Origin of the sequence: Stenotrophomonas sp. Ste86 (assembly GCF_024519465.1) — a bacterium.
Classification (GTDB): Bacteria; Pseudomonadota; Gammaproteobacteria; order Xanthomonadales; family Xanthomonadaceae; genus Stenotrophomonas.
This window is the reverse complement of sequence record NZ_JALJRW010000013.1, coordinates 28,072-50,326: the sequence shown is the minus strand read 5'-3', so window position 1 is coordinate 50,326 and position 22,255 is coordinate 28,072. Positions and strand designations below refer to the sequence as shown.

25 protein-coding genes and 1 tRNA gene are annotated in these 22,255 nt (G+C 67.3%); 6 read left to right on the top strand and 20 right to left on the bottom strand.

Translation table 11 applies throughout. The annotated features are described in order from the left end of the window. Nucleotides 1–10: 10 nt before the first annotated feature. Nucleotides 11–1,954, bottom strand: coding sequence for an alpha/beta fold hydrolase (locus tag NR101_RS12825; protein ID WP_256775691.1), 1,944 nt, complete (start codon nucleotides 1,952–1,954; stop codon nucleotides 11–13). After that, nucleotides 1,951–2,928 (bottom strand): DUF4105 domain-containing protein, encoded by a 978-nt coding sequence (locus NR101_RS12820; RefSeq protein WP_256775755.1) that lies wholly within the window; start codon nucleotides 2,926–2,928, stop codon nucleotides 1,951–1,953. Before NR101_RS12820 ends, NR101_RS12825 begins: the two co-directional genes overlap by 4 nt. 162 nt (nucleotides 2,929–3,090) lie before the next feature. Here NR101_RS12820 and NR101_RS12815 point away from each other — a divergent pair, with 162 nt between their 5' ends. Further along, the gene (locus NR101_RS12815; protein WP_256775690.1) at nucleotides 3,091–3,501 is read left to right on the top strand and encodes a GFA family protein; all 411 of its coding nucleotides are present in this window, start codon (nucleotides 3,091–3,093) and stop codon (nucleotides 3,499–3,501) included. Between the two features lie 275 nt (nucleotides 3,502–3,776). Here the strand turns inward: NR101_RS12815 and NR101_RS19035 are convergent, their stop codons facing one another. Further along, nucleotides 3,777–4,073: an efflux RND transporter permease subunit gene (locus NR101_RS19035; protein ID WP_345779482.1), complete on the bottom strand. Its 297-nt coding sequence runs from the start codon at nucleotides 4,071–4,073 to the stop codon at nucleotides 3,777–3,779. On the opposite strand from NR101_RS19035, the gene NR101_RS12805 reads away from it, so the two are divergent. Further along, entirely contained in the window at nucleotides 4,035–4,721 is a 687-nt protein-coding gene (locus NR101_RS12805; RefSeq protein ID WP_256775689.1) for a HAMP domain-containing sensor histidine kinase, read from the top strand. The two genes, NR101_RS19035 and NR101_RS12805, sit on opposite strands and share 39 nt — an antisense overlap. 3 nt (nucleotides 4,722–4,724) lie before the next feature. On the opposite strand, the gene NR101_RS12800 is transcribed toward NR101_RS12805, so the two are convergent. After that, nucleotides 4,725–6,248: an MFS transporter gene (locus NR101_RS12800; RefSeq protein ID WP_256775688.1), complete on the bottom strand. Its 1,524-nt coding sequence runs from the start codon at nucleotides 6,246–6,248 to the stop codon at nucleotides 4,725–4,727. Nucleotides 6,249–6,354: 106 nt separating this feature from the next. Here NR101_RS12800 and NR101_RS12795 point away from each other — a divergent pair, with 106 nt between their 5' ends. From NR101_RS12795 to NR101_RS12780, 4 genes are all read left to right on the top strand, one after another. After that, on the top strand, nucleotides 6,355–7,281 hold the full coding sequence (locus tag NR101_RS12795) for a LysR family transcriptional regulator (protein ID WP_256775687.1): 927 nt from the start codon (nucleotides 6,355–6,357) through the stop codon (nucleotides 7,279–7,281). A gap of 91 nt (nucleotides 7,282–7,372) precedes the next feature. Further along, a complete protein-coding gene (locus tag NR101_RS12790) occupies nucleotides 7,373–8,476 on the top strand; it encodes a PepSY-associated TM helix domain-containing protein (RefSeq protein WP_256775686.1) in 1,104 nt (367 codons plus the stop codon). Continuing rightward, nucleotides 8,473–8,655, top strand: coding sequence for a hypothetical protein (locus NR101_RS12785; RefSeq protein ID WP_256775685.1), 183 nt, complete (start codon nucleotides 8,473–8,475; stop codon nucleotides 8,653–8,655). Before NR101_RS12790 ends, NR101_RS12785 begins: the two co-directional genes overlap by 4 nt. Before the next feature lie 73 nt (nucleotides 8,656–8,728). Continuing rightward, nucleotides 8,729–9,547: a sugar phosphate isomerase/epimerase family protein gene (locus NR101_RS12780; RefSeq protein ID WP_256775684.1), complete on the top strand. Its 819-nt coding sequence runs from the start codon at nucleotides 8,729–8,731 to the stop codon at nucleotides 9,545–9,547. Between the two features lie 148 nt (nucleotides 9,548–9,695). Here NR101_RS12780 and NR101_RS12775 read toward each other — a convergent pair whose 3' ends face one another. The 16 genes from NR101_RS12775 to fabD all read right to left on the bottom strand — a co-directional run bounded on the left by NR101_RS12775 (nucleotide 9,696) and on the right by fabD (nucleotide 22,094). Beyond that, nucleotides 9,696–10,565 (bottom strand): SDR family NAD(P)-dependent oxidoreductase, encoded by an 870-nt coding sequence (locus NR101_RS12775; RefSeq protein WP_256775683.1) that lies wholly within the window; start codon nucleotides 10,563–10,565, stop codon nucleotides 9,696–9,698. A 79-nt stretch (nucleotides 10,566–10,644) separates the two neighbouring features. Beyond that, nucleotides 10,645–11,028 (bottom strand): YbjQ family protein, encoded by a 384-nt coding sequence (locus NR101_RS12770; RefSeq protein ID WP_256775682.1) that lies wholly within the window; start codon nucleotides 11,026–11,028, stop codon nucleotides 10,645–10,647. A 57-nt stretch (nucleotides 11,029–11,085) separates the two neighbouring features. Next, the gene (locus tag NR101_RS12765) at nucleotides 11,086–11,481 is read right to left on the bottom strand and encodes a hypothetical protein (RefSeq protein ID WP_256777742.1); all 396 of its coding nucleotides are present in this window, start codon (nucleotides 11,479–11,481) and stop codon (nucleotides 11,086–11,088) included. A 97-nt stretch (nucleotides 11,482–11,578) separates the two neighbouring features. Further along, nucleotides 11,579–11,875, bottom strand: a complete 297-nt coding sequence (locus NR101_RS12760) for a hypothetical protein (RefSeq protein WP_256775680.1) — start codon at nucleotides 11,873–11,875, stop codon at nucleotides 11,579–11,581. A gap of 301 nt (nucleotides 11,876–12,176) precedes the next feature. Continuing rightward, a complete protein-coding gene (locus tag NR101_RS12755) occupies nucleotides 12,177–13,109 on the bottom strand; it encodes an XVIPCD domain-containing protein (RefSeq protein ID WP_256775679.1) in 933 nt (310 codons plus the stop codon). Between the two features lie 16 nt (nucleotides 13,110–13,125). Further along, on the bottom strand, nucleotides 13,126–13,419 hold the full coding sequence (locus NR101_RS12750) for a DUF6393 family protein (RefSeq protein ID WP_256775678.1): 294 nt from the start codon (nucleotides 13,417–13,419) through the stop codon (nucleotides 13,126–13,128). 447 nt (nucleotides 13,420–13,866) lie between these two features. After that, nucleotides 13,867–13,941: transfer RNA gene (locus NR101_RS12745), tRNA-Val, on the bottom strand. Nucleotides 13,942–14,006: 65 nt separating this feature from the next. Beyond that, complete coding sequence (locus tag NR101_RS12740) at nucleotides 14,007–14,360, bottom strand: PilZ domain-containing protein (protein WP_256775677.1); 354 nt, start codon at nucleotides 14,358–14,360, stop codon at nucleotides 14,007–14,009. Further along, nucleotides 14,357–15,316, bottom strand: a complete 960-nt coding sequence (locus NR101_RS12735; RefSeq protein ID WP_256775676.1) for a DNA polymerase III subunit delta' — start codon at nucleotides 15,314–15,316, stop codon at nucleotides 14,357–14,359. Before NR101_RS12735 ends, NR101_RS12740 begins: the two co-directional genes overlap by 4 nt. A gap of 1 nt (nucleotide 15,317) precedes the next feature. Continuing rightward, complete coding sequence (gene tmk / locus NR101_RS12730) at nucleotides 15,318–15,983, bottom strand: dTMP kinase (protein ID WP_256775675.1); 666 nt, start codon at nucleotides 15,981–15,983, stop codon at nucleotides 15,318–15,320. Continuing rightward, the gene (gene mltG, locus NR101_RS12725; RefSeq protein WP_256775674.1) at nucleotides 15,980–17,038 is read right to left on the bottom strand and encodes an endolytic transglycosylase MltG; all 1,059 of its coding nucleotides are present in this window, start codon (nucleotides 17,036–17,038) and stop codon (nucleotides 15,980–15,982) included. The genes tmk and mltG overlap by 4 nt, the downstream gene beginning before the upstream one ends. 66 nt (nucleotides 17,039–17,104) lie before the next feature. Continuing rightward, the gene (locus NR101_RS12720; protein WP_256775673.1) at nucleotides 17,105–18,460 is read right to left on the bottom strand and encodes an aminodeoxychorismate synthase component I; all 1,356 of its coding nucleotides are present in this window, start codon (nucleotides 18,458–18,460) and stop codon (nucleotides 17,105–17,107) included. An 81-nt stretch (nucleotides 18,461–18,541) separates the two neighbouring features. Beyond that, a complete protein-coding gene (fabF, locus tag NR101_RS12715) occupies nucleotides 18,542–19,804 on the bottom strand; it encodes a beta-ketoacyl-ACP synthase II (protein WP_256775672.1) in 1,263 nt (420 codons plus the stop codon). A 136-nt stretch (nucleotides 19,805–19,940) separates the two neighbouring features. Next, the gene (gene acpP, locus NR101_RS12710) at nucleotides 19,941–20,180 is read right to left on the bottom strand and encodes an acyl carrier protein (protein ID WP_017357544.1); all 240 of its coding nucleotides are present in this window, start codon (nucleotides 20,178–20,180) and stop codon (nucleotides 19,941–19,943) included. Between the two features lie 153 nt (nucleotides 20,181–20,333). Beyond that, complete coding sequence (fabG, locus tag NR101_RS12705) at nucleotides 20,334–21,077, bottom strand: 3-oxoacyl-ACP reductase FabG (protein ID WP_256775671.1); 744 nt, start codon at nucleotides 21,075–21,077, stop codon at nucleotides 20,334–20,336. A gap of 72 nt (nucleotides 21,078–21,149) precedes the next feature. After that, nucleotides 21,150–22,094: an ACP S-malonyltransferase gene (gene fabD, locus NR101_RS12700; protein WP_256775670.1), complete on the bottom strand. Its 945-nt coding sequence runs from the start codon at nucleotides 22,092–22,094 to the stop codon at nucleotides 21,150–21,152. Between the last annotated feature and the right edge of the window lie 161 nt (nucleotides 22,095–22,255).

The window sequence follows — 22,255 nt, the reverse complement described above, 5'->3', positions numbered from 1 at the left end:
CGGTGCTGCCTCAGTGTCCGACGTCCTTGAGGTCCTCGCGCAGGATGCGGCGGATCTCGAGCACGGCCTGCGGGGTTTCCTGCACGCTGTGCCCGGAGATGATCACCTTCTCCGATACCGCCCCGTCCAGATGCGCGCTCCAGTACGGCACCAGGCCATCGTCGGATTGCTGCAGTGGCACGTCCGGTTTGCGCTGGGCGATGATCGAGTGGTACTTCAGGCCCGGCTCGATCGGCAGGGCGCCGGCGGCCTTGACGAACGGATCGCTGGCCTTGAGGTTGTCGATGCTGTTGGGGATCTGCAGTTTGGTCTGCTGTGCGGACTGCGTTTCGGCCTGCTGCAATGTCTGGAACACATCCTCGAACTTGCCCAGCAGGGTGATCGGCAGGCGCACCAACCGCCCAATCAGACGCCCGACGCGGTTGCCGGCGATGTCGGTGCCCTTGTGCGGGGCGGCAATGAAAATGGCGCGTTCCACGTTCGGTTCGGCGGTGAAGTGCAGCAGCGGACCGAGCTTGGCTTCCACGCGCTTGAGGCGTTCCCCCTTGAGGTCGTAGTTGGCCAGCAGCTGGTCCCACAGCACATCGCCCGACGAGGTGACCAGCAACCGCGCCAGCACGCCGCCCATGCTGTGGCCGATGAACACCATGTCCTTGGACGCCGGCGTGCTGCCGTTGGGATCGAAGTGCTTGAGCGTGTTGTTGAACGCCTGGTTGATCTCGTAGCGGTTCAATGCGATCGGCGCGTTGGTCGGGTAATACACCTGCCACACCTGGAAGTGCTTGCGCAGTTCGGGGTCGCCCATCACCTCGTTGGCCACGTTCACCCACGCCTCCGGGCTGCTGCCCAGACCGTGCAGCATGAAGATGATGCGGCGGTTGGGGTCCCATGGCTGCATCAGGTACATATGCGGTTCGCCGATGCCTTCGCTGAGCCCGAACAGGGTGCGCAGCGACTGCGTGGCAAAGCCGGACTGCGCCAGCCACATGCCGTAGGCCGCAGTGAAGTTGCCGGCCAGCGGCACTTTCTCGCCGTGCAGGTTGACGCTCTCGGTGGACTCCGGTGAGTACACATCGAACAACACCTGGGTGGTGTCCAGCACCTGCTTGAGGGTGTCGCCCTTGAAGCGCAGCAGCGCGGTGGCGTTGATCGCCGACATTTCACTGTACTGGGGAATCTCGGCCTTCTGCCCGTCCGCGGCGGCGATCAGCTTGGGCGGGTCCATCACCACCACCAGTTCGGCGCCGAAGCCATCGCGGCGATAGGTGCTGCGCAGGCCGGCAAAGCTCAGCGACGAGGCCGACACCATGCCGGTGGGAATGCTGGGCATGCGCAGCTCGTCGAAGTCCGAGGTCAGCGTCCAGCGCTCGCCGGCCACCGGTGCGTTGTAGTCCTCCCCTTCCAGCGCGCTCTCGCGGGCGCGCTTGAATACCACCGCGGCGGTCTGCTCGGCGGCGTAGTTGTAATAGTCGCGGACCTGGGTCTGGCGATCCTCGAAGGCCCGGTCCGATGGCGTGCGCCCACTGAAAAACAGGTAGGCGTAGGCATAGCGCGCCGCTTCCAGCCACGCATCCAACGCCGCATCGCTCATCGGATGCTTGTCGCGATCCTTCGGCTTGGGGCTCAACCCCAGCGCGTTCTTCACCCACAACTCGGACAGCGCGGAAAGCCGCTGTTCCTCGGGCAGCACGTCGGTGTCTTCCAGGGTCTTCTGGCAGGTCGCCACGTCCTTGGCGCACGTATCCTCGTCCAGCCCGATCACGCTCAACGTCTCCTGCGAGGCGGCGCTGAGCTTGCCCGAGGTGAGCACGTCGCCGCGCTTGTTGGCCAGGTAGTCGGTGGGGGCCACCTGTTTCATGGTCACCATCGCGCAGCCGCTGGACAGCAGCAGCGACAGCACCACCGCCAGCAACGGCAGCGTGCGGCGCGGGAACCTCATGGACAGCCGTTTCATGGAACGCTTCCTTGCTCGGCGCCGGGCATGCCCTGGCGGATCAGTCGGGAAAAATCGGGATCGTCGCCGGCGGCGCGTGCGCGATCGGTGATGCGGCCGCGCGCCTTCAACGTGGCAAAGTCCACGCCCGGCGTCAGCACGCCCAGGTCGCGTGCGTACTCGGCGAAATAGCCCGACACCAGCAGCCGGTAATCCAGCGGCAGGCCCGGCGCGATCTGCTTGGCCAGTTCGTACACGATGGTGGTGCAGTTGCTGGTAAGCGTGTTGTAGAACGCCGGGGCGGCATCCAGCTTGCGTGCCTCGCCCAGGTAGGACACGAACAGGCCCTTGAGCTGTTCGCGCGTCATGCCGTGCAGCCGATACAGGTAGACATCTTCGCCACGCACGTTGCTGCGCACGCGGATGATGTCGGTTTCCTCCGAGGCCACCAGGGTCATCTCGAACTTGCGGAAGAACCCGCCCAGTGCCGAGAACGACTCACCGCGCTCCTTGCGGATCTCCAGCGAGAACACCAGGTAGCGACCGTCGGCGAAGCCGAAAGACACCAGCGTGTGGGCGATCATCGGTCCCATCCAGTAGGACATCACCAGGTCGGCCGAGCGCAGCTGGTCCAGGTCATAGCTGCGCCGCACCCAGCGCACGTCGTGGTCGTCTTCGCTGCGCCAGGTGAAGTCGCGGACGTTGTCCAGCACGACATGCTGTCCGTCGAACGCAACGACCTTCAGCCGTTGGGCCACGTCATCGGCCCAGACCCGGTCCTGGCGCGGGGTGAGCAGCAGCCACCACACCCCCGAGGCCACCAGCGCGGCCACGTACAGCGCGCCCGGCCAGCGCCCGGCGCGCGCGCGCCCGACCGCCACTGCCGTGGTCAGCGCGAAGCCCAGCCACACCGCGATCGCGATCCCGCGCAACCACCCCGGACCGGGCAGCTGGTAGGCCAGCAGGCCGGTGATCCACAGCGCTGCGACCAGCATCACCAGCGCCAATCCCCATCGTCCTGCCTTCTTCACGCGTCGTTCCGTCGTTGGTTCGGGGCGCTAGTTAGCCATAACCGGGGGGTGGGGAACATATCTGCGTGTTCAGTTTGGGCCGGCGGCATACTTGCAGGCCCCGGTCCACCCCTCAGGAGCTGTCGCATGCAGGGTCTGCGTTCCATCGGCGGCGTGCCGATCCAGCGCCATCATCTGGCCCGCTGCCACTGCGGCGCGGTGGTCCTGCGCCTGCATCTTCCCGACGGCGTGCTGTCGCCGCGGCGCTGCGACTGTTCGCTGTGCCGGCGCAAGGGGGCGATTGTGGGCTCGGTAAAGCTGGCCGACCTGGAGGTGATCCAGGGCGACCAGACGCTGCGTCTGTACCAGTTCAACACCCACGTGGCCCGGCACTGGTTCTGCAGCATCTGCGGCATCTACACCCACCACCAGCGCCGCTCCTCGCCGGACGAGTACGGCTACAACCTCGGCTGCCTGGACGGGATCAACCCGTACGCGCTGGGCGACGTGCCGGTCAACGACGGGGTGAACCACCCTTCCGACCGTACACCGGGCTAGTGGCTGCGCCGCCGCGGCGGCGGTGCCACTTTCTGCCAGGGCGCCGCCATCCGGGGGCGTCCCACGCGCAGCGGGCGCTTGAACACGGGGCGACGCTGCGCGGCGTCCGCGGGGCTTGCAGGCGGCGGTGTCTGCGTGGCCGGCCGTGCAGGCCAGAGTCGGTCGAGCAACCACATGGCAGGTCTCCGTGGGGGACGGTGACGGGTGACGTTACCGACGCGTTGGCATAGGCCAGGTGAGGTCGGCACGACAATCGTGTGACGACCCGCCGGTCCTCATTGCACGGTGCGCGCCTTGCCCACCCCACGCACCAGCACGATCGCCAGCAGCGTGCCCGAGAGCATGCCGCCGATCACGCTCATGCCGATCTCGCGCCGGCTCACGGCACCGGCGCCCGTAGCCAACGCCAGGGGGATGACGCCGGCGATGAACGCCAGCGAGGTCATCACGATCGGCCGCTTTCCGGGCACCCGGATGAAATCGACCGGCTGTCGAGCATCGTCAACGCCATGCTCGAACGCATCGAGCAGTTGATGACCGAGGTAAAAGGCGTGTGCGACAGCATCGCCCACGACCTGCGCACACCGCTCACCCGGCTGCGCGCACACCTGTACCGCAACCGCGTCGAACTGGGCGAAAACGATCCGCACACCGACCAGATCGACAAGGCGCTGGTCGAAGCCGATCTGCTGATGGCGCGCTTCACCGCCCTGCTGCGCGTGTCCGAACTGGAAAGCCATCAGCGCCGTTCGGCCTTCGTCGAGGTGGATGTGGCCGAGCTGCTGCGGGAGCTGCACCAGTTCTACCTGCCGCTGGCCGAAGAGAAGCAGCAGGTGTTGCAGTTGGAGATCGCCGCGCCATTGCCACCGGTCAGCGGCGACCGCGAACTGCTGTTCGAGGCCCTGGAAAACCTGCTGTCCAATGCGTTGCGCTTTACCCCCGAACATGGCCGCGTCCTGCTGCGCGCGGTGGAGGACGCCGGCGCCACCCGCATCGATGTCATCGACGATGGCCCCGGCATCGCCCCGCAGGACCGCGCCCGGGTCTACCAGCGCTTCTTCCGTGGCACCGACGAGACCGGACCGGGCGACGGCTTCGGGTTGGGCCTGTCGATCGTCGCCGCCATCGCCGGCCTGCACGCCTTCCGCGTGCGCACCGGCGAGGCACCCGACGGCGGCGCGTGGCTGAGCATCCGTTGCATCGCCGATGCGCTGGTTTGAGCATCAGCCATCGGCGCTGGCCGCCGCAGGCATCCGTTCCCTCCCCAGCAAGGCGTAGACCAGCAACGCACTGCCGGCGGTGAGTGCGGCCAACCCCCGCAGCAGCCAGACCAGCGCGTCGCGGCTGGCCTGCTGCAGTACCTCCACCGGCACCCCCGGCAGCAGGGAAGACGCCTGCGCCAGCGAACCGGTGGCCAGGTAAGCACCGGCCTTGCCCAGGGTCGCCAGCGGCACACCGCTGCCCGGCGCCAAACGGTGCGCCACCAGCGTCGCCAGCACGGCCGTCACCGCCGCCAGCGCGATCCCCTCACCCGCCACCCGCACCGTGCCGAAAATGCCGGCGGCCATGCCGGCGCGCTGCACCGGCACCACGCTCACCGACAACCCGTCCATCAGGCCCCATGGCAGCGCAGTGCCGGCACCGATCAGCAGCAGTGCCGGCCACCACTGCGTGGGCGCCGCATGCAGCGCGCGTTGCGACAACAGATACAGGCCCACCGCGCACACCGCCAGGCCCAGCGTGCACAGCCGCGCCGCACCAAAGCGTCGCGCCCAGCCGGCGGCCAACATGGGCAACGCCAGCATCGGCGCGGACAACGCCAGCATCTGCAGGCCCACCTGCAGCGGCGACTGCGCCTGCACGCCCAGCAGGTGCAGCGGCAGGACCACCAGCAGCACCACGTAACCGAAGCAGGTCGCCACCGGCAGCAACTGCACGCCGAGGAAGCCGCGTTGCGCGAACAGCGACAGGTCCAGCAGCGGTTGCCGCTGGCCGCGCTCGATCCGCACGAACAGGGCCAGCAACACCGCCGTGGCCAGCAACGCGCCCACCACGGCTGGCGAGCGCGGCCCGTGTTCGCCCAGCAACAACAAGGCGACCGTCAACGCCGCCAGCATCAGGCTGAAGCTGATCATGCCGGCCACATCCAGGCGCACGTGCTGGCCCCGGCTCTCGTCCAGGTACCGCCGGGCCAGCGCCCACGCCGCCAACGCAAGCACCCCGCCCGAGGCGAACACGCTGCGCCAGCCCAGCGCCTGCAGCAGCATCCCGGCCAGCAGCGGTCCCAGTGCCAGGCCGACACCAAACATCGTGCCCATCAGCGCAAACACCCGGGTACGCGCATGCCCATCGAAGCGGTGCGCCAACGCCGCCCCACCCGACGCCAACGCGGCGGCGGCGGCCACGCCCTGCGCGCCTCGCGCAAGATCCAACCAGCGCAGATCCGGCGCCAGGCACACCGCCAGCGTGGCCAGCACGAAACCGCCGGTGCCGCACAGGAACAGGCGGCGGCGCCCGAGCCGGTCGGCCAGACCACCGGCGGCCAGCAGCAGGCTGCCGAAGCTGAGCATGAAGGCATTGGTGACCCAGGCCAGCGCCGCGGGCGATCCCGGGAAGCGGCCGGCCAGCACGGGTACCGCCACCGCCCCGGCGGAAAACGAGAGCGGCAAGGCCAGCGCCGCCAGGCATACGGCCAGCACGGCCCAGCGCGGATCGCGCCGGGACGGCTCAAGGGAAAACAGGGACATGGGATCTTCCAGCGAAGTCGGGTATTGACGATAGGGATGCGGCTATCTGCAATAAATGGCGCCAAAGTCGTTTGATTACGGCCACTTCTTCCGTAATGATCCGGACATGGACTCGATCACCGCCCTGCTAGCCTTCGTCCGCACTGCCGAGGCCTCCAGCTTCGTCGGCGCCGCCCGCAGCCTTGGCTTGTCGCCTTCCACCGTCGGCAAGCGCGTGGCCCGGCTCGAACAGGACCTCGGCGTGCGCCTGTTCCAGCGCACCACCCGGCGCGTGCGCCTCACCGAAGAAGGCGAGGTGCTGCTGCAGCGCTGCAAGCGCGCGCTGGACGAGCTGTCTGAAGCGCGCGCCGACCTCAGCCAGCGCCAACAGTCGCCCAGCGGCTTGCTGCGGGTGGGCCTGCCTACGATCGGCTACCGTTTCCTGTTGCCATTGCTGCCGCTGTTCCGGCAGCGCTACCCGGGCGTGCAACTGGAGCTGGATTTCAACGACCGCCTTGTCGATGTGGTCAGCGAAGGGCTGGACGTGGTGATCCGCAGCGGCGAGCTCGCCGACTCCAGCCTGATGGCACGCCGGCTCGGCCCGTTCCACTTCGTCCTGTGCGCAGCGCCTGCGCATCTGCATGCGCACGGTCAACCGGCCACGCTGGCGCAACTGGCCACCCAGCCTGCGGTGCGCTTCCGGTTCCCGACCACCGGCAAGCTGCAGGCCTGGTCACTGCCTGGCCACGACGACGACGCAGGCGACGCGCTGGTCACGGTGATGACCTGCAACAACATGGAGGCGCTGCTGGCCGCGGCGATCGGCGGCATGGGCGTGGCGTGGATGCCCGACTTTCTCGCCGCCGAGGCACTGGCCGATGGCCGCCTGCAGGAACTGCTGCCCGACCACCCGCGCCAGCTCGGTCAGTTCTCGCTGCTGTGGCCTGGCAATCGCCAACCCAACGCGCGGCTGCGTGTGTTCATCGACTTCATGGCCGAACACCTGTTTCCCGGCGTTGCATCCCCGCCACCACAGCGCCGTGGCCACCGCTGACCGCCGCGGCCGCATCACGTACCATCGCCGGCAACCTCGCCAGCCCCGCGCCAGCCGAATGCAACGATCCACCCTAAACGCCTGGTTCCTCGTGCACAAGTGGACCAGCCTGGTCTGTACCGTGTTCCTGTTGCTGCTGTGCCTCACCGGCCTGCCGCTGGTCTTCGGCGAGGAAATCGCCCACCTCAGCGAACCGGAGGTCACCAACGCCGCAGCCGATGCGGTGCCGCGCGATCTGGATGCGCAGGTTCGCACCGCGCTACAACGCTATCCCGGCGATGTACCGCTGTTCGTCGGCTGGGATCCGGATGCGCCCACCGTCTACGTCAACACCGGTGCACGCGTGGATACCCCGCCACCGCAGATGCACACCGCGCTGCTGCATGCGATCACCGGCGAGGTACTGCCGGCCGCACAGTTCAACGAAGGGGTGATGTACTTCCTCTACCGCCTGCACACCGACCTGTTCCTTGGGCTGCCGGGCATGCTGTTCATGGGCGCGATGGGGGTGCTGTTCGCCGCGGCGATCGTCTCCGGGCTGGTGCTGTACGGCCCGTTCATGCGCAAGCAGCCATTCGGCACGCTGCGCACCGGCCGCAGCCGCCGGTTAGCGTGGCTGGACCTGCATAACGTACTCGGCGTCGTCACCCTCGGCTGGGCGCTGGTGGTGGGTATCACCGGCGCCATCAACACCGTCGCCAAACCACTCGAACAGGCATGGCAGGGCGAGCAGTTGGGCGAATTCGCCGCGCGCTATGCAGGGCAGCCACGCCCGGCCACGCTGGCCTCGCTGCAGGCTGCGGTGGATACCGCGCGCGCCGCCGAGCCGGGCATGCGTCCGGCCTTCGTCAGCTTTCCCGGCACCGGCTATAGCGGCGATCACCACTATGGCGTGTTCATGCAGGGCAACAGCGCACTCACCGAGCGCCTGTATCGCCCGGTACTGGTCGATGCACAGACCGGCACGCTCACTGCGCAGCCCCAGCTGCCGGTCTACATGAGCGTGCTGCTGCTCAGCCAGCCGCTGCACTTTGGCGATTACGGCAAGCTGCCGCTGAAGATCCTGTGGGCGCTGCTGGATCTGCTGACCATCGCCGTGCTGGTCACCGGCCTGTGCCTGTGGCTCAAGCGCGGCAGCACCGAGGCGCGCGTGAGCGAACTCGAGCGCGCCGCACGGGCCGGAGCCGCCGCGTGAACCGGCCCCATTCCGCACCACGCAGCCCGTTCATCGCCCCGGCCTGGGTCGCTGCGGCCAGCGTGCTCGGCCTGGTCAGCGCCCTGATCGGCGACGGCGTGTTCGACGTGGTCTCCTGGCTGGTGTTTGCCGTACTCATCGCGCTGGTGGTGCGTGCGTGGGTGAAGCGCACGCGCTGAGCGCGCGTCTGCACGTGTAGTGCATGGTGGCATCGCTAGCATCGGGCGCGTCACCTCCCCCACCGGCTCACCCATGTCGCTCCTGCCCGGCCCGCGCTTCCTCAACACCGTACTGCTCGGCGGCAGCACCGAGCAGAAACTGCAGGCCGCCGCAGCGGCCGGCTTCGCGCAGATCGAACTGTGGCGCGAGGACGTGCAGGCCGCCTCGGTGGACGCCGTACGTGACGCACTCGCACGCACCGGACTGCAGCTGACCGACCTGCAGGTGCTACTCGATTTCGACGGTGCCCCGGCAGCCACGCGCGAGGCCAAGCGCGACGAAGCGCAGTTGCTTCTGGACATGGCCGTCGCCGTCGGTGCCGGCACGGTGCTGGTGCCCGCCTGCACCACGCCGGACTGCCAGACGCACCAGGTCACTGCCGATCTCCGCTGGCTCTGCGGGCAAGCTTCCGCGCGCGGTCTGCGCATCGCCTACGAGGCCATGGCATGGAGCCACCTGCATTCCACCGTGCCGTCGGCATGGCAACAGATCCAGGCAGTGGATGCCGACAATCTGGATCTGGTGGTCGATGCCTTCCATCTGTTCGCCGCCGGTCGTGGCGTCGACGACCTGCAAGGCATTCCGGCAGACAGAATCGCGCTGGTGCAACTGTCGGATGTGACCACCCAACCGCAGCCCGGTGCCGTGAAGCAGCAGGCCCGACACGCACGCTGCCTGCCCGGCAGCGGCATCTGGCCAGTGGCGGCGCTGGTGCAGCGACTTGCGCGCATGGGGTACACCGGGCCGATTGGCCTGGAGGTGTTCAATGATGCGATGAAGGCGCGCGACCCGGCCGCGGTGGCCAGCGACGCCATGGCGGCACTGGACCGGGTATTGCGCGCGCCCCGCTAGAGCCATCGTTGAACGAGGGCCTATCTATCCCAACCACGTTGCTGTGTAGACCGATGCAAGATCCGCTGCCTGCAGGAACTGCTGCAACGCAGGTGCCGGCGGGGCGGCATGCACGCACAACGGCACTGCGAGTCCCGCACCATGGTCGTCAAACAGCCGGCCGCGCAATCGCCGTCCACTGCGCGGCGACATCCTCGATGCTCTCCGCCCGCACCGCACGCAGGTCGCGCGGATACGCCACATCCTCGGCCTCCACGCTCCGCGTGGCATGGAACTGGCCATTGCTCGCGCGCAGGATCCAGCCACCCTCGCCGCACGCCGCCGACGCCAGATACGCAACACCCGGTGCCACCGCATCGGGATGCAACTCATCCGGCTCACCCTGCACGCCCCACATCCGCGTCTTGGCCACCGGCGACACCGCGTTGACCACGATCCCGTGCGGCGCGCCCTCCGCGGCCAGCACGTTGACGATGCCCACCGCAGCCAGCTTCGCCGCCGCGTAGGCCGCCAGCCCGTGCTGCACATACTGCGGATACAGCGCGCGATCAGAAGTAGTCAGCACGATGCGTCCGTAGCCCGCGTCCTGCATCGACGCCCACGCAGCCTGCGCCAGCCACAGGGGCGCCTTCGCGGCAATCGCCATCATCGCGTCGAAGCGCTCGTCCTCCAGCGTGTCGATCGGCTGATACTCGACCCACCCGGCGTTGTGGATCATGAAATCCAGGCGGCCGAAGCGCTGCAGGATATCGGCCACCAGGACCCGGCACTCCGCGCGATTGTCGAGCGCGCCGTGCGCGGCATGTACCGCCAGGCCCTGCGCGCGCAGCTCGGCCACCGCCCGTTCAATCCGCTGCGGATCAAACCCGGTGCCGTCACGGCCGGCCCCCACATCGTGCATCACCACCTGCGCACCGCGCCGTGCCAGCAAACGGCTGTAAGCCAGGCCGAGGCCACCGGCCGCGCCGGTGACCAGGCCTACCTGGCCAACGAAAGAAAGCGAGTCATCTCTGTCCATGCGCCCAGCGTCGCGCTGAACTGCCCCGGAGGCCAATACCAATTACAGGGGGGCTGCGATACGCGGCGCGTATCAAGCTTTACATGCGCGTGGGTTCAACCACCACCGCCGTGCCATAGCACAGCACTTCCGTCAGTCCGGTCATCACATCGGTGGCGTCATAGCGCATGGCGATGATCGCGTTGGCACCCAGCAGGCGCGCATGCTTGGCCATGTCCCGATAGGTCTCCTCGCGGGCCTGCTCGCACAGCTCGGTATAGATGGTGATATTGCCGCCGAAGATCGTCTGCAACCCGCCGAGGAAATTGCCCACGATCGAACGCGAACGCACGGTGATGCCACGCACCACGCCCAGGCTGCGCACGATGCGATAGCCGGGCAGCTCCATGGCGGTGGTCACCATCGAATCATCGAGCCGGGTAACCGAACTGGCACGTGGACTGCTGTTGTAAGGATCGGTCATTGCGGCCTCGTGGTTGTGCTGCGTGCGCGCCGATATGACGTGCCATCCGGTGGAGTTTCAGGGATACCGCTTGGGCAGGACATCCGTTGCCGACGAGGACACCTTCCCCGCGCGCCAGAACAGCCACGTGAACCACAGCACGCCCGCCCACAGCAGTGTCCAGCCGACGACGATCAACATCTGTGTGCCGTCATCGCTGCCGTTCCGATCCGGCCAGAAGCGCCAGGTGTCCACGTAGGCGAGATACACGCCGAGCAACGACACCGGGATGCCGAGCAACAACCCGATCCCCCTCGCCCAGCGGTGGCGTCGGAAGAACACCAACGCGCCCAACACCACCACGGCCGCCATGAAGACCGGCAGCCCGAAGAACATCGTCAGCATGCCAACCGGGTCGGAAGCGAGTGCCGGTAGCGGCACGCACAGCGCGATGGGCAGCAGCCAGCTGACCATCGGCGTTCGGGTACTGGGTCGACTATTCATCTGCTGCGCTCTCTGCGAGTGTGTCGATGATGCATCAGGCCGAATGCGTCCTGCTACAGACGAACGCTCATCGGGGCTGCCGCCTGACCACCTGATAGATCGCCACGTTCCGCTCGGCCAACGCGCGCACCACTTCAGGGATCAACTGCATCGGCAGATCCACCTCATAGCCGTGCGCCGTGGTGCGAAGCGCATCCGGCGCGAAGTGGAAGGCTGGATGACCATCGCTGCGTTGAACCAGGAACGCGATCATCGCGTCCCGCACGACGTGCTGCCACTCGCCCACCTCGAAATACACCGGGTACAACACATCACTGTAGTCGGCCGGGCTGGCGAGGGCGGGATCGGTTGCGTCGGGTTCCATGCGGCTCTCCAGGTCACGTGGCGGGAAGGCGGCGGAGGCACCTTATGCTCCCCATGACGAACACGGCCGCAAAGGCGAGGAAAAGCCACATGAAGGTTGTCCGCACCGGTCTTCCGAGCGGATTGAAGCGGGTCTGCTGCTTGAGCGACACGTCCCACGGTTCACGCCATTTCATGTCGCACTTTGCATCCGCGTCAGTAACTGATTCGTGGACATGAGCTGTGCCATGCACAATACGTTCGGTTGAATTGCCATGTGAATCAGCGCAGGCCGCGGCTCGTGCCCGTTCAGCGGCCGTCGTTCACCCCATTCGCATTGTTGCTCGACCGACCTCGTTCTGATTTTGGCTCTGTTCCTGCGCCTGCGCGCGCACCTGCTGCGCATCTGCTGTTTCCAATGCCTGCAGATTCTGCATCAAAGGCTGCTGCGTCGCTTCGCCCCGATCGACGTGAGCACGCATCACAAACTGGTCGTTGTCTGCGCTCTTCCAGACCGCAAACACATTGCCGTTGGTCGCGCTGGGCACGACTTCATGGATTTCCGGTATCGGAGGCACATGCGTACGGGCCCGCAGTGCGAGCGCAGCGGCGATGCGTTCCTTGTCCTGCACATCTGCATACACACCCACCTCGGGTCCGAGCTGCTCCAGCCCAGCGAGCGCCTGCCGATAGAGCGGGTTGGCGCGCAATTGCACCTCGCGTCCCGGATCGGCGGCAGCATCGTTGGCGCTGAACGTATTCCCCGAGGTGCCCAGCCCCGGCACCACGGGCTTTAGAGAATGATCCAGCGGGCGACCCGATGCGGGCGCCCAATGTCCGCCGACGCCATCTTGGGTGGGCTCGCGGAGATGCGCATCGCGCAGCACACTGTCGGCGAAGGTGTTGGAATTCTGCCGCTGCGGGTCGTAGGGGTATTTGTCGTCCTTGCCCTGGGCGTTGGCCACCATCTGCGCCCACGTCCCGGACAGGTCGGCACCGCTGGCAATCCGCTCGCGATATTGCGCCTGGCCAGTGGCATTGGGATTTTTCGGATGGTCTGGATTGGCGGCGTCGTAGGCGAGGTTAGCCTCTACCTGTATCCGTCCATACGGCAATCCCACCTGGGCATCGCCGGTCCATCCGCTGATGGTGTGTTGCTCGCCATTACGGTCGGTGTAGAGGATGAACTTGTGGTGGTACTCCTTGCCCAGCACCGATCCGATATTGCGATATCCGATCTCGATCTTCTCGTCCATGGCCCGATCCTTATGACTACTGGTACTTGAGATGAATCGCCTTCACGGCGATCAATGCCCCTTGGGTGTCGAAGGAAAAGGTCATCACGATCGAACGTGCATCCGGATCGAGCATCGCCTGACCCTTGTTGTCCCGGACCACCAGCTTTTCCGGCGTCTCCTCGACGATCTTCGACGACGCCGACGCAAGGAATGCCTCCTTGACTACGGCCCGGCCCGTGCCGACGGGAAAGTGCTCGGCGACAAGGTCGCTGACGTCAAGTTGCTCGAAGCGAACCGGCGTTGCCGAGGCATAGATGGATTCCAGCATGGGTCGAACTCCTGTCAGTGTGGTCTGTCCCTGGGCCGGGACGACTTTTCCGTCCCCTGCGGCGGCACAACCGGACAGCGGAAGTACTACAGCGGCGAGGGTAATGATTGCCGCCCATCGGCGAAACGACCTGCATCGCATCATGGTCTCCTGTCGTCCGTTGGCTTGTCGCATGCGCGTAGCCTCGGTCCAACCTCAATGGCCGAGGTGGAGAGAATATATCGCCCCAACGGTTCATGTTGCGTGGCGGCCCCATCCTTCACCGCCGGACGTCGGGTCCATCCCGCGCGACTGTATCCAATGCGGAATCCATGCCAGCGCCATCCCTGGCGAGCGCCTGCTGACTGCGGGCAAGGTGATGCCTGAGTACAAGGATGCGCCGCCCCCCCCCAACCCGCAGGCAACAAAAAAGCCGACCCAAGGGGCCGGCTTCTTCATGTTGCAGCGTGGTGGGCGGTACAAGGTTCGAACTTGTGACCCTTGCCGTGTGAAGGCAATGCTCTACCGCTGAGCTAACCGCCCGATGCTGCTGAGCCGCTCATTATAGGGCGGCAAATTTCGACGTCAACGGTTTTGCCGAATTTTCTTCACATCGTGTGGGTGGGCTTGTCCGAGGTGAGGATGCCGGCCAGCAGCGTCTCGATCCGGTGGCGCACGTTTTCCCCTTCCGCCCCTTCGGCCAGCTGTACGCCGATGCCGGCCGCCCGGTTGCCCTGGGCGCCGGCGGGGGTCACCCAGATCACCTTGCCGGCCACCGGCAGGCGCTCGCTCGAGTCGGGCAAGGTCAGCAGCAGGAACACCTCATCGCCCAGGAAGTAGCGCTTGGGGGTGGGCACGAAGACCCCGCCATTCTTCACGAACGGCATGTACGCGCTGTACAGCGCGGCCTTGTCCTTGACCGCCAGCGACAGGATGCCCTGGCGGGCGTTGGTGGCACTCATGCTCTATTCCCCTTTGCTTGCCGCTCGTTGACCTTGTTCCAGGCCAACAACAATTCCACCACCGCAAGGTCGGCGCGCACGGTGGTGCGCAGCAGATCGCGGGTACGGTTGGCGGCGTCGAACCACGCCGCCAGCTTGTGCAATCGATCCGGATCGGTCAAGCCGCCCGCGCTGGCCTGGGCCAGCGCCAGGTCGGCGGCGTGGCGCAGGCGCAAGGCCGCGTTGTCGTCCCCTGCCCAGCGCTGGGCCAGCTCGACCGCCCCGGTGCGGCCGGCCACCAGTGCCTCCAGATCGGTGGCCACCTGCTTGCGCAGCGCCAGACCGTCATCGCGCAGCCATTCATCGGCCAGCCCCGGGTGGCCACGCGCCGCGTCCAGCGCCTCGCGGGCAGTGGCCTCGGCGTGGCCCTGCGACTGCAGCCAAGCCAGCGCTTCCTCGCGGGGCGGCAGCTTGAATTCCAGGCGCTGGCAGCGGCTGCGCACGGTCGCCGGCAGGCGCGCCGGGTCGCTGCTGATCAGCCACAGGTAGCGGCCCGGCTGCGGCTCTTCCAGGGTCTTGAGCAGCGCATTGCAGGCGGCGCGATTGATTGCGTCGGCCGGATCGACGATCACCACCTGGGCGATGCCGTATTGCGGGGTCAGCGCCAGCTTCTGCGAGATCTCGCGGACCTGCTCGATCACGATCTCGGTGCGCAGCTTGTCGCCGGACTTGTTGGGAATGAACGAGATCAGCTGCAGGTCCGGGTGGGTACCGGCGGCGATCAGCTGCGCGCTGCGCTTGGCCGCCGCGGGCTCGCCACTGCACAGGATGTGCTGGGCCATGCGCAGTGCCACCGCGCGCTTGCCCAGCCCGGCCGGGCCGCAGATCAGCAGGCCATGGCCGAGTCGGTCGGCATCCAGCGCGGCCACCGTCTGGTCATACGCGCGTTGCTGCCAGGGGGAAAAGGTCTCGCTCATCTCAGCTCTCCAGTGCCTGCGCCAGCCACACATCCACGGCAGCCACCACCGCCGCGGCGACGCCGGCCTGGTCCTGGCTGGCGTCGATCAGGCGGAAACGGGCGGGATCCTCGCCGGCGCGCTGGCGGAACACCGCGCGCACCCGCTGGAAGAAGTCGTCCTGCTCGCTCTCGATACGGTCCGGCCACATGTCGCGGCCGTTGGCGCGGGCGCGCCCCACCGCCACGTCCACGTCCAGCAGCAGGGTCAGGCCGGGCAGCAGGCCGACCGCGCGACGCTCCAGGTCGGCGATCCAGGCCGGATCCAGCCCGCGTCCGCCGCCCTGGTAGGCGTAGCTGGAATCGGTGAAGCGGTCGCTGATCACGTAGGCCCCCCGGCGCAATGCCGGCTGGATCACCTGGCGTACATGCTGGGCGCGCGCGGCGAACACCAGCAGCAGCTCGGCCTCGGCCGACAGCGGCTCGGCGGCGATCTCGATGTCCGGCTTGAGGACCAGCGCGCGGATGCGCTCGGCCAGCGGCGTGCCACCCGGCTCCCGGGTCAGCAGCACCTCATGCCCGCGCGCGCGCAGTGCATCGCGCAGCGCGTTGATCGCGGTGGTCTTGCCGGCCCCCTCGCCACCTTCCAGGCTGACAAAGCGCGGGTGGCGCAGCAGCGCGGCGGTCACTGCGGGGCCGCCTGGCTGCGCTGCTGGCGCAGCTGCTGCAGGTAGCGGGCAACGGCGGCGTTATGGTCGGCGTAGTTGGCCGAGAACACGTGCGCGCCACTGCCATCGCCCACTGCAACGAAGTAGAGCGCATTGCCGGCAGCCGGCTGCGCGGTGGCATGCAGTGCGTCGCGGCCGGGCATGGCGATCGGCGTCGGGGTGAGACCGGCGCGGGTGTAGGTGTTGTAGGGGGTGTCGGTGGTCAGGTCGCGCTTGCGGATGTTGCCGTCGTAGCTGCTACCGATGCCGTAGATCACGGTGGGATCGGTCTGCAGGCGCATGCCGATCTTCAACCGGCGCACGAACACGCCGGCAATCTGCGGACGCTCGCTGGGCAGCGCGGTTTCCTTCTCGATGATCGAGGCCAGCGTCAGCAGTTCGTAAGGCGAGTTCAGCGGCAGGTCGTCGCTGCGGCTGTCCCAGGCGGCGGTCAGTTCCTTTTCCATGGCGGCGTGCGCGCGCTTGAGCACGTCCACGTCGCTGTCGCCGCGCTGATATACGTAGGTCTCGGGAAGGAAGCGGCCTTCCGGATGTTCGCCGGGGAAGCCCAGCGCCTTCATCAGCGCCGCATCGTCCAGGCCGTCGGTGGTGTGCACGAGCGGGTCGGCGCGCTTGAGCGCGGCGCGCAGCTGACGAATGTTCCAGCCCTCGACAATGGTTACCCGGTGCTGCAGCACCCGGCCCTGGCGCATGCGCAGCAGCAGCGCGCGCGGGGTCAGGCTGGCATCCAGCGCGTACTCGCCCACCTTGAGCTTGCCGGCCGCATCCAGCTGGCGCGCCAGCAGCTGCCACTGGGTGTCGCTGCCCTCGTCCACGCCGGCCGCGCGCAGCTTGCCCAGGACGGTGTTCAGGCCGTCGCCGGGGGCGATCACCATGCTGGGCTGGTCGGGCGTCAGCGGCGCATCGGCGAAGCCGCTCTGGCTGTGCCAGAACCACGCCCCCGCACCGGCCAGCAGCACTGCTGCCAACAGCAGCATCGCCAGCACGGCCAGACAACCCCGTTTCGCACCCGCCATGGTCACCTCGAATCGATTTCGCCGCCGCGCAGCATACCGCGCGGGTGCTGCACACCGCCAAACGGCTCAATCATGCCGGCCCAGCGCCCGCATCAGGCCGCGCGCCTTGGCGCGGGTTTCGTCCAGTTCCTTGTCCGGGTCCGAATCGACCACGATGCCGGCGCCGGTACGGAACGCGGCGCTGCCCGCGCTCACCTCGGCGGTGCGGATCAGGATGTTCAGGTCCAGGTCGCCGTCGCGGTTCAGCCAGCCGAACGCACCGGTATAGGCGCCACGCGCGGTCTGTTCCAGCTCGGCGATGATCTGCATGCAGCGCACCTTGGGACAGCCGGTGATGGTGCCGCCGGGGAAGGTCGCGGCGATCACCTGGCCGGGGCTGACGCCCTCGCGCAGGCGGCCACGCACGTTGCTGACGATGTGGTGCACATGCGCATAACTCTCCACCGTCATCAGCTCATCCACTTCCACGCTGCCCGGTGTGCAGATGCGGCCCAGGTCGTTGCGCTCCAGGTCGATCAGCATCACGTGCTCGGCGCGCTCCTTGGGATGGCCGACCAGCTCACGGATACGCGCGGCATCGTCGTCCCCGGCGAAGCGCGGGCGGGTCCCTGCGATGGGACGGGTCTGCACGTCATCGCCATGCACCGACACCAACCGCTCCGGCGAGGAACTGACCACCGCCCTGCCCTGCGCCATGAACAGCCCGGCGAACGGTGCCGGGTTGGCGACCCGCAACTGGGCGTACAGCGCCTGCGGCGACAGCGTGTCGCTGAACTGCGCCTGCCAGCGCCGCGACAGGTTGACCTGGAACACGTCGCCGGCACGCAGGTAATCGATCACCTTGCCGACGCCGTCGGTGAAGCGCGTCGGCGCGTCTTCATGCATGTCTGCCGGTGGCTGCCAGGCCGGCAATGACGGCAGCGCGGCGCTCGCCTGCAGGTCGGCCATCAGCGTCTGCAGCAACGCGTCGTGGTCAGGCTCGCACACCGCGTGGTACTGGCCGAGCACGCGGTCGTGCAGCACCGCAGCCGGGCAACGCAGGGCCAGTGCCGAGGGCAGCCCGTCGGCGCGCGCCGGCAGCTGCAGCACGGTTTCGATCTGCCCGGCCAGCTCGTAATCCAGCATCAGCGCCCAGCCGCCGCGGAACGGCAACAGCGTCTCTTCGCGGGGCAGCCGCAGGGCGGACCAGTGCGCATCCAGCACATCAAGGAAGCGGCCGGAGTGCGCTTGCCCTTCGGCATCGCGGACGACGCCGTCGGCATGCAGTGCCAGCGCCTCGCCGTTGCCCATCAGCAGCAGGTCCCAGCGCCCCTGCGCGGTGCCCGAGGCAGTGGATTCCATCAGCAGCGGATAGCGCTGCGGTGCCACGCGCTGCAGCGCGAGCAGGTCGGTGGTGGCGGGCAACGGCTGGATCAGGAGCATGGCGGGAAACCGGAAGGAGCGAAGGCCAGATACACCAAGGCCGCCAAGATGGCGGCCCGGTGCGTGTGCGGCGGCAGTGGATCAGACCCGCTTGAACACCAGCGTGCCGTTGGTGCCGCCGAAGCCGAAGCCGTTGGACATGACCACGTCGACCTTGGCATCGCGTGCGGTGTTGGGCACGTAATCCAGGTCGCAGCCTTCGCCGGGCTGGTGCAGGTTGATGGTCGGCGGAATCACGTTGTCGCGCAGCGCCAGCACCGAGAAGATGGCTTCCACACCGCCGGCCGCGCCGAGCAGGTGGCCGGTCATCGACTTGGTGGAGCTGACCATCATTTTGTGGGCGTGGTCGCCGAACGCGGTCTTCATCGCCATGGTTTCGCCGAGGTCACCCAGCGGCGTGGACGTGCCATGCGCATTGAGGTAACCCACCTGGTCCGGGGTCACGCCGGCGTCCTTGAGGGCCATGGTCATGCAGCGCGCCGCGCCTTCGCCGTTCTCGCTCGGGGCGGTCATGTGGTACGCATCGGAGCTGGCGCCGAAACCGGCCAGCTCGGCATAGATGCGCGCGCCACGCGCCTTGGCGTGTTCGTATTCTTCCAGGATCAGGATGCCGGCACCGTCGCCCAGCACGAAGCCGTCGCGGTCCTTGTCCCACGGGCGCGAGGCTTCCGCCGGCGCGTCGTTGCGGGTGGACATGGCCTTCATGGCGCAGAAGCCGCCCAGTGCGGTCGGCGAGGAGCCGCGCTCGGCGCCGCCCACCACCATCACGTCCGCATCGCCGTACTGGATCATGCGCATGGCGGTGCCGATGGAATGGTTGGAGGTGGCGCAGGCCGACACCGCCGAGAACGACGGGCCCTTCAGGCCGGTGATGATGCTCAACTGCCCCGGGAGCATGTTGATGATGGTCTTGGGCACGTAGAAGGGCGAGATCTTCTTGCCCTCGTGGAAATCGATGGTTTGTTCTTCGATACCCAGCAGGCCGCCGATGCCGGCGCCAACGATGGCTCCCACGCGCTCGGCGTTGCCGTCGGTGATCTCCAGGCCCGAATCGTTCAAGGCCATGAAGGCGGCACCGAGGCCGTAATGAATGAACGGGTCCATCTTCTTGGCATCCTTGCCACTGACCCGGAACGTGCCGAACTGTTCGTTGTCGGCGGTGATGTCGAAGTCCCTGACCTCACCTGCAATCTTGGTGGTGAAACGGTCCAGGTAGGATTGCGAAACGTTGGTCAGCGGACCGATGCCGGAACGGCCTTCGGTGATGCCCTTCCAACTGGTGGCCATATCATTGCCCAACGGCGAGACCATGCCCATGCCGGTAACGACGACGCGACGCTTCATTGCAGATTCTCCTGACCCGGATGTTGCGGGTATGACGCGGTGTAACGCTCAAATGCACAGGGCCGCAAGCGCGGCCCCATGGGATTGCCGCGCGCGGCTGGGGCAGGTGCCACCGCCGCGCGCAAGCCGCCTGACATCAAGCCTTGACGTGGGCGTTGATGTAGTCGATTGCAGCCTGGACGGTGCTGATCTTCTCGGCTTCTTCGTCCGGGATTTCGCACTCGAACTCTTCTTCCAGCGCCATCACCAGTTCAACGGTGTCCAGCGAGTCAGCGCCCAGGTCATCGACGAACGATGCGCTGTTGGTGACTTCTTCTTCCTTGACGCCAAGCTGTTCGACGACGATTTTCTTGACGCGTTCTTCGATGGTGCTCATTGGATATCGCTCCAGATGGAGTAGTGGTTCAAAAATGACGCCATCCGGTAATGGATGACCGTGGGATAGTGTAGTGGAAACCGGTGATGCCTTACATCGCTGCAAAACACCTTTCAGATCAACCACTTGCGGCGCGGTCCGTGCGCCACATGCTTACGGCATGTACATGCCGCCGTTCACATGGAGGGTTTCGCCGGTGATGTAGCTGGCCGAGGGACCGGCCAGGAACGCCACCGCATTGGCGATGTCGGAGGCTTCGCCCAGGCGTTCCAGGGCGATCGACTTGACCAGGCCGGTGCGCTGTTCTTCGGGCAACGCCTTGGTCATGTCGGTGTCGATGAAGCCGGGGGCGACCACATTGACGGTGATGCCACGCGAGCCGATTTCCTTGGCCAGCGACTTGGAGAAGGCAATGATGCCGGCCTTGGCGGCGGCATAGTTGGCCTGGCCGGCATTGCCGGTCACGCCGATCACCGAAGCGATGTTGATGATGCGGCCACGGCGCGCCTTCATCATGCCGCGGATGACCGCCTTGGAGGTGCGGAACACGCTGGTCAGGTTGGTGTCCAGGATGGCCTGCCAGTCCTCTTCCTTCATGCGCAGCAGCAGGTTGTCGCGGGTGATGCCGGCATTGTTGACCAGGATGGTGATGGCGCCGAACTCCTTGGCGATGCCGTCCAGCACCGCGTCCAGCGCAGCAGCGTCGGTCACGTTCAGCGCGCGGCCATGGCCGCCGGCAGCGGCCAGGCGCTCGCCGATCGCAGCAGCGCCAGCGTCGGTGGTGGCAGTGCCGATGACGGTCGCGCCCTGCGCGGCCAGTGCGTCGGCAATGGCGGCGCCGATGCCACGGCTGGCGCCGGTCACCAGTGCGATTTCACCCTGAAGGGGCTTGCTCATCTGTAGTTCCTCGAACGGGACCGATCCACGCGCCCGGCCCGAAGGCAGGGCGACGCGAACGCGGTCGAAGGATCAGGCAGCCCAGGTTTCGCGGGCAGCCTCGAAATCGGCGGGCGTGGACAGTGTGCGCGCGTCCAGCGATTTGTCGATGCGCTTGATCAATCCGCTCAGCACCTTGCCCGGGCCGCACTCGGCAACGCGGGTGACGCCACGGGCGGCCAGCGCCTGTACGCAGCCGGTCCACTGGACCGGCAGGTACAGCTGCTGGACCAGAGCCTGGCGGATGGCGTCGATGCCGTCATGCACGCGGGCATCGACGTTCTGCACCACCGGCAGCGCCGGGGCGCGCCAGTCCAGCCCGGCCATGGTTTCGGCCAGGCGGTTGGCCGCTTCGCGCATCAACGGGGTGTGCGAGGGCACGCTGACGGCCAGCTTGACCGTCTTGCGCACGCCCTTCTCGGCCAGCAGCGCCAGGGCACGATCGACGGCGGCGGCGTCGCCGCCGATGACGATCTGACCCGGGGAGTTGAAGTTGGCCGGGACCACCACCTGGCTGCCGGCGGCCTGCACGCAGACCTCCTGGACCAGGGCGTCCTCGGCGCCGAGCACGGCGGCCATCGCGCCGACACCGGCCGGGGCGGCGTCCTGCATCAGCTGCCCGCGCAGGCGCACCAGGTGGGCGCCGTCGTGCAGGGTGAGGGCGCCAGCGGCGACCAGGGCGGTGTACTCGCCCAGGCTGTGACCGGCCAGGACGGCGGGCTTGGCCCCCCCCACCGCATTCCAGACGCGCCACACGCCAATGCTGGCGGCCAGCAGGGCCGGCTGGGTGTATTCGGTGCGGTTGAGCATTTCCTCGGGACCGCCCTGCGACAGCGCCCACAGGTCGACACCGGCGCCGTCGGAGGCCTCGGTGAAGGCATCGCGGACCTGCGGGTGCAGCTCGGCCAGTTCGGCCAGCATGCCCAGCGACTGCGACCCCTGGCCGGGGAATACGAATGCGAGATTGGAATCGGTCACGCGGTCATCCGCCTGCAAAAATCGAACGGCGAATGATAAGGCCGAACACCGCCCTGCGTCTGTACTGGCGCGTATGTGGCGAGGGGTTATTGGCCGCGCTGAAGCGGGAGCGAAGGTCAAAAACGCGCTCGCACCATCGGGGAGAGGGCTGGGGCGGACCG